At 49.2% G+C, this 10356-nt stretch carries 7 protein-coding genes; 6 read left to right on the top strand and 1 reads right to left on the bottom strand.

From position 1 onward, the window contains the following. Nucleotides 1-61 precede the first annotated feature (61 nt). Both yqiA and parE read left to right on the top strand, forming a co-directional pair. Complete coding sequence (gene yqiA, locus RTY00_RS11705) at nucleotides 62-643, top strand: esterase YqiA (protein ID WP_312664560.1); 582 nt, start codon at nucleotides 62-64, stop codon at nucleotides 641-643. Nucleotides 644-689: 46 nt separating this feature from the next. Next, nucleotides 690-2585 carry a DNA topoisomerase IV subunit B gene (parE, locus tag RTY00_RS11700; RefSeq protein ID WP_061720471.1) on the top strand — a complete coding sequence of 632 codons (1896 nt, stop codon included), beginning with the start codon at nucleotides 690-692 and terminating at the stop codon, nucleotides 2583-2585. A 26-nt stretch (nucleotides 2586-2611) separates the two neighbouring features. On the opposite strand, the gene RTY00_RS11695 is transcribed toward parE, so the two are convergent. Further along, the gene (locus RTY00_RS11695; protein ID WP_312664559.1) at nucleotides 2612-4090 is read right to left on the bottom strand and encodes a tetratricopeptide repeat protein; all 1479 of its coding nucleotides are present in this window, start codon (nucleotides 4088-4090) and stop codon (nucleotides 2612-2614) included. A gap of 92 nt (nucleotides 4091-4182) precedes the next feature. Here RTY00_RS11695 and RTY00_RS11690 point away from each other — a divergent pair, with 92 nt between their 5' ends. The 4 genes from RTY00_RS11690 to RTY00_RS11675 all read left to right on the top strand — a co-directional run. After that, the gene (locus RTY00_RS11690) at nucleotides 4183-5082 is read left to right on the top strand and encodes a LysR substrate-binding domain-containing protein (RefSeq protein WP_312664558.1); all 900 of its coding nucleotides are present in this window, start codon (nucleotides 4183-4185) and stop codon (nucleotides 5080-5082) included. 266 nt (nucleotides 5083-5348) lie between these two features. Further along, the gene (locus RTY00_RS11685; RefSeq protein ID WP_312664557.1) at nucleotides 5349-7526 is read left to right on the top strand and encodes an Ig-like domain-containing protein; all 2178 of its coding nucleotides are present in this window, start codon (nucleotides 5349-5351) and stop codon (nucleotides 7524-7526) included. Between the two features lie 54 nt (nucleotides 7527-7580). Further along, nucleotides 7581-8459, top strand: a complete 879-nt coding sequence (locus tag RTY00_RS11680) for an OmpA family protein (RefSeq protein WP_312664556.1) — start codon at nucleotides 7581-7583, stop codon at nucleotides 8457-8459. A gap of 211 nt (nucleotides 8460-8670) precedes the next feature. Next, nucleotides 8671-10356: Ig-like domain-containing protein (locus RTY00_RS11675; RefSeq protein ID WP_312664555.1), on the top strand; the 1686-nt coding region annotated here is incomplete at its 3' end.

Raw genomic sequence — 10356 nt, 5'->3', positions numbered from 1 at the left:
GGTGAACCGCCTGCAAAGCGACATGTTCCGCCCCGATCTTGATTCCGAGGGCTACTAAGCAATGGCGGCGCTGATCTATCTGCATGGCTTCAACAGTTCCCCGCAATCGGCGAAAGCTACCCAGCTACAGCAATGGCTCAACGAGCAGCATCCACACATCAATGTGATGGTGCCGCAACTGCCGACGTTTCCGGCCGAAGCCGCCGGTATGCTGGAAGAGTTGGTGATGCAATATGCCGGTGAACCGTTGGGATTGGTGGGATCGTCGCTGGGCGGCTATTTTGCTACCTGGCTGTCGCAGTGTTTTATGTTGCCAGCGGTGGTGGTCAATCCCGCCGTACGGCCGTTTGAGCTGCTGGTGGATTACCTCGGCGAAAACCGTAATCCCTACACCGGCCAGCAATATGTGTTAGAGTCTCGCCACATTTACGATCTGAAAGTAATGCAGATTGACCCTCTTGAAGCGCCCGATTTACTCTGGCTGCTGCAACAAACCGGCGATGAAATACTCGATTATCGCCAGGCGCTGGAGTATTACAGCGCATGCCGCCAGACGGTTGAAGAGGGCGGCAATCATGCCTATATCGGATTCGAACGCCATTTCGCACAGATAGTTGATTTTCTGGGATTAAACGCTCAGTAGCTTTGCGAAGTGGGGCCATTTTCCTATTGCTAATCAGAAATTTACGATGAGCCAATCTAGCTATAATGCCGATGCCATTGAGGTCCTGACCGGCCTTGAACCGGTGCGTCGTCGTCCGGGGATGTACACCGATACCACGCGCCCGAACCACCTGGGCCAGGAGGTGATCGATAACAGCGTCGATGAGGCGCTGGCCGGTCACGCTAAACGCGTGGAAGTCATTCTTCATGCCGACCAGTCGCTGGAAGTTATTGATGATGGTCGTGGCATGCCAGTGGATATCCATCCGGAAGAAGGCGTGCCTGCGGTTGAGCTGATTCTTTGCCGCCTGCATGCGGGCGGCAAATTTTCCAATAAAAATTATCAGTTCTCAGGCGGCTTGCACGGCGTTGGGATCTCGGTGGTTAACGCCTTATCAAAGCGCGTCGAAGTTACCGTGCGTCGTAACGGCGAAATCTACCAGATTGCCTTCGAAAATGGCGATAAAGTGCAGGATCTTACGGTTACCGGCACCGTTGGTAAACGCAACACCGGTACCAGCGTGCATTTCTGGCCAGATGAAAGCTTCTTTGATAGTCCGCGTTTCTCCGTTTCCCGCTTATCGCATCTGTTAAAAGCCAAAGCCGTGCTCTGTCCGGGCGTTGAAATTGTCTTTAAAGACAAGGTAAACGACACCGAACAAACCTGGATGTATCAGGATGGCCTGACCGATTACCTGTGTGAAGCGATTGACGGTTTGCCGACGCTGCCGGAAAAACCCTTTGTGGGGAGTTTTGCCGGCGATGTGGAAGCGGTGGATTGGGCGCTGCTTTGGCTGCCGGAAGGCGGAGAGCTGCTAACGGAAAGCTACGTCAACCTGATCCCAACCATGCAAGGCGGCACGCACGTCAACGGCTTGCGTCAGGGATTGCTGGATGCCATGCGTGAGTTCTGCGAATACCGCAATATTTTGCCGCGCGGCGTGAAGCTCTCGGCGGAAGATATCTGGGATCGCTGTGCGTACGTGCTGTCGGTGAAGATGCAGGATCCGCAGTTTGCCGGTCAGACTAAAGAGCGCCTCTCTTCGCGTCAGTGTGCGGCATTCGTCTCAGCAGTGGTGAAAGATGCCTTCAGCCTGTGGCTGAACCAGAACGTGCAGGCGGCTGAAATGCTGGCCGAGCTGGCGATCTCCAGCGCACAGCGCCGTATGCGTGCCGCGAAGAAAGTGGTGCGTAAAAAACTCACCAGCGGACCGGCGCTGCCGGGCAAACTGGCTGACTGCACCGCGCAGGATTTGAATCGAACCGAACTGTTCCTCGTCGAAGGGGATTCTGCGGGCGGATCCGCCAAGCAGGCGCGCGATCGTGATTATCAGGCGATCATGCCGCTGAAAGGTAAGATCCTCAACACCTGGGAAGTCTCTTCAGACGAAGTACTGGCTTCGCAGGAAGTGCATGATATTTCAGTGGCGATCGGTATTGATCCTGATAGTGAAGATCTGAGCCAGCTGCGTTACGGCAAGATCTGTATCCTCGCGGATGCGGACTCCGATGGTCTGCACATTGCCACGCTGCTGTGTGCGCTGTTTGTTAAGCATTTCCGCTCGCTGGTGCAGCACGGCCATGTATATGTGGCAATGCCGCCGCTGTATCGCATCGATCTCGGCAAAGAAGTCTATTACGCCTTAGATGAAGATGAGAAAGAGGGCGTGCTGGATCAGCTGAAGCGCAAAAAAGGTAAGCCGAATGTGCAGCGCTTTAAGGGCTTGGGTGAAATGAACCCGCTGCAGCTGCGCGAAACCACGCTCGATCCGAACACGCGTCGTCTGGTGCAATTGACCATCAGCGATGAAGATGTCGACCAAACGCTACGTGTAATGGATATGCTGCTGGCCAAGAAACGCTCGGAAGATCGCCGAAACTGGCTGCAAGAGAAAGGCGATTTAGCCGACCTCGAAGTGTAAAAATTGGGACGCCGCGGCGTCCCTTTTTATTGCTGCTGCTGCAGTGCTTGCTTAATTCGCGCAACTACCGCGCTCCACTCTTCATCCTGCCCGCGCGCAAACAATCTCATTTGCGGATACCACGGCGAATCTTCGCGATTTTCTAACCAGCGCCAATCGCGCGCGCAGGCCGGCAACATTACCCAGCAAGGTTTCCCCAGCGCACCGGCCAAATGGATTACCGACGTATCCACACCAATCACTAAATCCAGTTGTGAAATAACGGCGGCGGTATCCTGATAATCAGTGAATTGGGCACCCAATGGCTGTACGTGTGGGAAATCAGCGATTTCCTCTTCACCTGCACCTTTTTGCAAGCTAATCCAGTTGATATCAGGCAGCTCAAACAAAGGGGAAAGCTGTGACAGATGCGCAAGCGATCGCTGGCTATCATTCTTATGCCCGCTGGATCCTTTCCATACGATACCGATTTTTTTCCCGCGTCCCTTAATCGGCCACTTTGCGTGCTGTTCTGCTGGGCTGAACAAATAGGGATGATGCGCGCTAAAGGGCTGTGTTGAGCTGAGGAAATGCTGCGGTAAATCCAGTAATGAGCACCAGTAATCTGCCTGTGGCAACGCGTGTTGTGTCTCTTCCCGCGTAAGATAATCGTCGAGATGCGGCAGTGTAACCATCAATGGTTTTAAGGCCTCGCTGCCCAGCATGATCACTTTTTCAGCCTGCTTTTCTGTTTTCACGCGGGTGAGATAGCGACAGAATTGAATCTCGTCTCCTATTCCTTGTTCAGTGCGCACCAACAGCGTTTTACCGCACAGATCTTCTCCTTGCCAGTAGCGAATGGGCAGTTTAGGCAGAGTAAAAAAGCGCTCAGGATTATCCGGTGCATAACGCGCCTGATAGTTTGACCAGCCAGCAGAAAAGTTACCTTGCTGCAGTTGCACCATGCCGAGCGCATTGCGGCAGCGCAGATCGCTGCGACGTGCGTGCAGCACTTGCTGCATCTGACTTTCAGCTTCTTGCAACTGGCCCATGTGTGCCAGCAACGTACTCATGCCGTAGCGGGCTTCGGTATAATCGGCCTGGCTCAGCAATGCTAATCGATACTGGTCTAAAGCAAGATGATAGCGGCGCTGTTTATGCAGCAGAATAGCGTAATTATTGTGACAGGCGGCGTAGCCCGCATGTGATTTCAGCGCAGCCTGATAACAGGCTTCGGCCTCGCTCCAGCGTCCGGCGTCATAATGGGTAAGGCCGAGACCGTTGAGTAATCCCGCATCTAGTGGCGCAAGCTTCAGCGCCCGCTGATAATAGCGCTGCGCTAAATCAAGATCGCCACTGCGCCGTGTAAGCCGCGCGGCTTCATGCAGAAACCAGCCATCGTAAGGGACAAGTGTTAGATGCGCTCGGATCTTACGCCAGGCTTCCTCCTGTCGACCTTGCTGCAGTAGCTGGGTTACCGCTTGCTGCAGGCGTGAACCGCTATCCATCCGAGGTTTATGGCGCATTGTGATATCCTGCCGCTAATAAAGTGGCGTAATTTAAGTCAAAAGTGTCAGAAACCGCGCTAAGACAGGTCTCGTTCTTTGAGGATGGAAAGTTGAAAATTACACTGGAAGAGTTGCGTGCCTGGGTTGCGGTGGTAGATACGGGTTCAATCACATCAGCTGCAGAGCAGCTCGATCAAACCAGCTCTGGCGTTAGTCGTGCACTTAGCCGTCTGGAAAGCAAGCTGCAAACCACCTTGATGCACCGCACAACACGTCGGCTGGCATTGACCGAAGAGGGGCTGATTTTTCTCGATCACGCGCGGCAGATTCTCGCTTCAGTCGAACAAGCTGAAGAACATATTGCGCAGCGTCGGGACATTCCTTCCGGACGCTTACGCGTCAATGCGAACACGCCTTTTACCCTGCACGTTATTGTTCCGCTGGTGGCGGAGTTCCGTCAGCGTTATCCGCAGATTCAGCTGGAATTGAACACCGACGATATCGTTATTGATCTGCTGGAGCAGCAGACAGATATCGCCATTCGCATCGGCGAGTTGCGTGATTCGACGCTACGCGCGCGGGTGCTTGGTAGCAGCGCTATTCGCCTGTTAGCCAGCCCGGTTTATCTTGAAAAGTTTGGCGTCCCGGATAGTGTTGAGTCGCTGGCAAATCATCAATTGTTGGGTTTTAGTCAGCTTGATGCACACAACGTCTGGCCGGTTTGGCAGCGCGAAGGAGAGTTCTTACGTATCAAACCCACACTTTCCGCTTCCAGTGGCGAAACGCTACGTCAATTGGCCTTAGCTGGACAAGGCATCGTACGTTTATCCGATTTTGTGAGTCGTGAAGATCGTGTCAACGGGCGTTTGATTCAGGTTTTGGAAACGGAAACCCGTGAACAGCGTTTACCCATTCACGCGGTCTATTACCGCAATCAATCCCTTACCTCACGTATCACCTGTTTTCTGGATTTTTTGCGCGAAAAAATTCAGGAAAATCATCTGTTATAGTGTTGTTCCAGTTCAATTAATTCCCTTCCTGCTTAACGATTTAATTCATAAAAACTCTTTAATTCAGATAGTTAATTAACTAACTGTCTTTTTGGCAACGTTGGGAAATTTTTTCTTTCCTAACGGGACGTTTCTTATGTCTCGGAAATCTCTCTTTCCCGATTATGTCGCTCACTTTGAGCCCACAGAGGTGGGTTGAGCCAGGGAGATTGCTGCGCTTGTACGCAATCGCGCAATCAAAATCTAATGTACGGAAGGGATTAATCATGAACGTTTCGCCCGTGAGTGTTGCGGTTATTGATAAAAAAACAATAACGAAAGCGGAAGCATTGCGTGTAAGCAAAGACGGTAAAGCCGCAAAAATTCAGGCTATTACCAACGGTAAATATCTGCTGACGCAGGGTAATGATGGCGTTGCACCGGAAAACATTACCGTTAAACGTGTGGGAAAAAATCTGCTTGTAATGCTGGAAGGGTCTGACGCCAGCGAACCGGATCTCATCATTGAAGACTTTTTTGCCAAATCTGGCACTTTGGTCGGCAAAGCTGAAGATGGTGCAATGCATGAATACGTCGCTACCGATGGTGATTCGGACCATGATGCTGCTGCATTAGCTGATGGCGAAACCAGTTCGTTAGCCTTGGGTGAAGGCACGATTGATACTGCGGCTGGTTTTGAACTGGCATCCGGTTTTGATTGGTCGCCAGCGCTGATTGCGCTTGGTGGATTGGCGGCTATTGCCGCTGCGGCTGGCTTGGGTTATCTGGTCGCGAAAGAACAATATCAGGATAACAATAGTGGCGGCAATGGTGGTAACGGCGGCGGTGATGATGGCAAAGGCGGTGGTGATGACGGTAAAGGCGGTGGTGACAACGGCGGCCGAGATGTACATGTTCCAGTCGTAAATGGCCTGTTCGATGATGTCGGCAGCATCACTGGCTTAATTGCCAAAAATGGCAGAACCGATGACACCACGCCAACGCTCAATGGTACAGGTTCCAAAGGGAATGTGATTGAGATTTGGGATGGCAAAAATAAAATCGGCGAAACCACAGTTGGTGAAGACGGTACCTGGTCATTTACGCCAGGCACTGCGTTAACTGCTGGTGAGCACAGTATTACAACGCGTGAACGCAATGAAAAGGGTGTAGTCAGCGATCCAAGCGAAGCATGGGATTTCACTATTGACCTGACGGCACCAGCCAAAGGCACCATTGGTAGCATGGTTGACGATACGGTTAATCCAGCAAAAGAAATTACCAATGGCGGTCTGACAAAAGACAACACCCCAGTTATGTCTGGGAAAGCAGAATTAGGTTCCACTGTCGAAATCTGGAAGGATGGCAAGCTGGTAGGTACGGCTAAGACGGATAGTGAAGGTAACTGGAAATTTACCGTTCCAGCTTTAGCAGACGGTAAACATGATTTCAGTGCTGTAGTCGTTGACCAAGTCGGTAATAAATCCCTGCCATCCGATCCATGGATTATTGAGGTCGATACTGTCCCGCCAGAAAATAAAGGCATTGGCGAAATCATCGATGACGATGGAAAAATGATTGAAAATGGCGATGAAACGGAAGACAGCACGCCGACTTTTAAAGGTGAAGGTCAAAAAGGTGAAATCATCAAGATAATCGATAACGGCAAGGTTATTGGTAGCACCGTAGTTGATGATAAAGGTGAATGGAGCTTTACGCCGGAAAAAGCTATTGGTAATGGTGAACATGAATTTCAGATTATCGTGCAAGATCCCGCTGGAAATGAATCAGCACCGTCGGATAAAGTGATTATTGATATTAATGATCCTACGGGGCCAGTCGATCCAGGTCAGGAGGTTATTCCTAATCCTGATGTGCCAGTAACCGGTACCATCGATGCATTATTTAAAGACAACAACGATGCAGGAAATAAAGAACTGAATCCAAAAGATCAGCCTATTAACGATTCTACTTTCATTATCGAAGGGTCTGGTCAGGAAGGAAATATCGTTTATCTCTGGATCACCGGGAAAGATGGGCATATCTACCATTCGACAACGGTAGGTGCTGATGGTAAATGGAGCTTTACTACACCTGAACTGGTCGATGATTTTTACAAAATCGAAGCTGCCTTTAAGGATGCTGATGGCGTCGTTTCATCTAAAACGCCAATTTATGATGTTGAAGTCGATACCACACCGCCGTTACCACCAGTGATTGATTTATTTGCAAACGCTTTAGAGGGAATGGACTTATCCGAACTGCTGTCAGAACAAGGCTATTCTCTGTTAAGTGAACCGCAGGATAATAATGTTGAGTTGCACGATCTGAAAAATACTCTTTTGAATGACATTGCATTCAATGAAAATGATATTACGGTAGAGGGTGTTTTAACAGCGAATGATTCAACCATGGATTCCGTTTATGAAATGAATGGAATGCTGGATCAAACATCACATCATTAATTTTTTGGAACAATATGAGCAGGTGTCAATCGGCGCCTGTTTTCTGGAGTAGTTATGAAAAATAAATCAATTCTGATGCTGGCAGCATTCGCCTCATTGTCAGTAATGACGGCGTTTAATGCGCAAGCACAAAATAATTTCGGTCAGGTTTGGCGTTCAATGCCCGCTGCAGCTAATGACCAGGTTCGTGTTGTATATTACCGCCCTGTGGATGCTGCAGGCAATTCCCCTGCACATATTTATGTTGATGGCGAATTTCAGACAGCATTATTACCGGGAAGCTACAGTGCATTTTGTTTAAATCCTGGTGTGCATTCACTGGGTAGTTTTACAAATGATGCACCTTCTTATCAGGGCAAGCAGCAGCAGCCGTGGCGCGATAATCTGGCAGCCGGAAAGACCTATTATATTCGAGCTAGCCTGGATGGTACTGGACGCCCATTGGTGACCAGCGCATCTGATGCACAGCAGCAACTGGTGGGAACGCGTCAGCAAATCCATCTGTTATCGCGTGCATCTTCAGTCATAGCTTGCCAGCAAGGTACCATGCAATCTTACGATAACTATGAGTTTTCATCAGACCTGCTATTTAATTTTGCCAGCGCCAATAGTGATGACATCTCAGCTGAAGGCCGTGATGCTATTCAGCAGTTCACGGCAATGCTTAAACGACAGGCAAATAGCCAGGCGCGCATCGTTGTTACTGGATTCACCGACCCTATTGGAGATGAAAATAGTAATATGCAATTAGGCCAACGTCGTTCCGATGCGATTAAGAAATTATTAGTCAATAATGGCCTATCTAGCGCTAATATTTCATCTCAAAGCATGGGTGAAAGCCAGGTATCTAAACAGTGCCAGGGAACGCGTAAAGAGCAGGTGGCCTGTTATGCGAGCGAACGTCGCGTTATTATTAGTGTGGAAAATAAATAATAACGATATTAATTTCTAAATATTAACCAATGGCCTTCCAGATATTGAGGTTGGCCTATTTTTTTAAATTATATTTCTTGTTGGTAATTCAATTAACACTAGTCGTTTAAGACATGTCCTGTGTTGCCTGTTTTGCTAATTAGAAGAGAATCATTTCGCTCCAGAGGGATATCTGGAGCTTTAAAATCCCATATCATTAAGGAATATGCTCATGGCGAACAACAGCATTAATGAACTTAAGCCCGCTTACATTGTTAATACCACTGATTCAAATTATGGGTGGTTAACACCAGAGCCAATAAAAACGGCACCGGGTGGCAAACTTGAAATTATTATTGATGGTGTCACTTATACCACTACTCTGGGGCCTGCAGGTGAGTGGTCCTTTACTCCGCCGGGTGGCTGGGCTGAAGGTATGCACACCGTACAATTAGTTTCTATTGATAGAGCAACTAACCGTAGTGCGCCAACCACATTGATTTTGAATGTCGACAAAACTCCGCCATCACAACCTGAAATCTGGCGTGCAGTTGACAGCACCGGCGGCGATAAAGGTAACCTGACACCAGGTGATACTAGCGATGAACGCAAACCTGCTCTTTCAGGTGTGGCCGAGCCAGGTTCAATTGTTTATCTGTATGATGGTGCAGGTACGACTCCAATTGGTTCCACAACTGCAAATAAAATGGGCGCGTGGACCATCACCCCAGACCTTATGGATGGCACACACAGCCTGACTGTGACATCACAGGATGCCAGCAAAAATACCAGTGTGAAGTCAGCACCGTTTGAACTCAAAATTGCGGCAGGTTCCGTTGTGTTTGCAGAGCAAGGTGTGTCCGATGCATCCGCCGAACAGATCAAACCTGGAGAATTTGACACTTTTGCTCAGGATAAAGAGGGAGTGAAACCTGACTACCTTCCAAGAAGAGTGATCAAGGGTTCAGGCACTGAGCTCAGTGAAATTGGATCGACAGTACAGGTTGTTCTGAACAATGTGGTTTACACAGCAAAAGTCGGCACTGATGGCAAATGGAGTGTTGCTTTACCTGAGTTGGAAGATGGCACCTATTTCTATCAGGTACGCTTCCGTGATCGCGCTGGCAACTGGGGCGAAGCCACCCAAAAGATTGTCATCATTGAAGCTGATGCACTTGATGCACCAGAGATCATGCGCGTTATTGATGATGTAGGCACAATGGACTATTTAACCTCTGGCCATTATACCAATGATAACACCCCTACTCTTAGCGGTGTTGCGCAACCGGGTTCATTGGTCTCCATCTTTGGTACTGACTCAACGATTATAGGTTCAGTTACAGCTGGTGATGATGGTCGCTGGAGCTTTACGCCAACACTGACCGAAGATGGTACGCATGTCTTCAACGTTTCTTATAAAGATCGTTTCGATAATCAAAGCCCTAAATCAGATAACTTCACCATCAATTTGGATACGTCTATCCCAAAAGACCCATCTCTGGCTCTGGTTTGGGATGATGAGGGTACCTGGAAGGGTGAATTGAAAACGGGTGATACCACAGATGACAAAACTCCGACTCTGTCAGGCCGAGGTGAAGCTGACACAATTGTGCGTATTTGGGACGGTGAAACGCTGATCGCGAGCACGGTGGTTGATAGATTAGGTGATTGGAAGATTGATCTCGATTTAGAAGAAGGGACTTACAACCTGCGCGTCGATGCGATATCGCTAGGTGGTAATCCTTCAGTAGGTAAAACAGACAATTTCCAGCTGATTATCGATACCAACTTATTACCACCGGTGCAGATTGAAGAAGTGGTCGCAAACAACACCGTTCCTGAAGTCGTTCTGAAAGATGGCGACGCAACCAATGACACAACTCCAGTGCTTCGTGGTTCGGGCAACGATGGCGATATT

Origin of the sequence: Pantoea sp. CTOTU49201, assembly GCF_032054795.1 — a bacterium.
Classification (GTDB): Bacteria; Pseudomonadota; Gammaproteobacteria; order Enterobacterales; family Enterobacteriaceae; genus Pantoea; species Pantoea symbiotica.
Note: the sequence above shows the minus strand (reverse complement) of the source record. Positions and strands in the feature narration are given on the sequence as shown.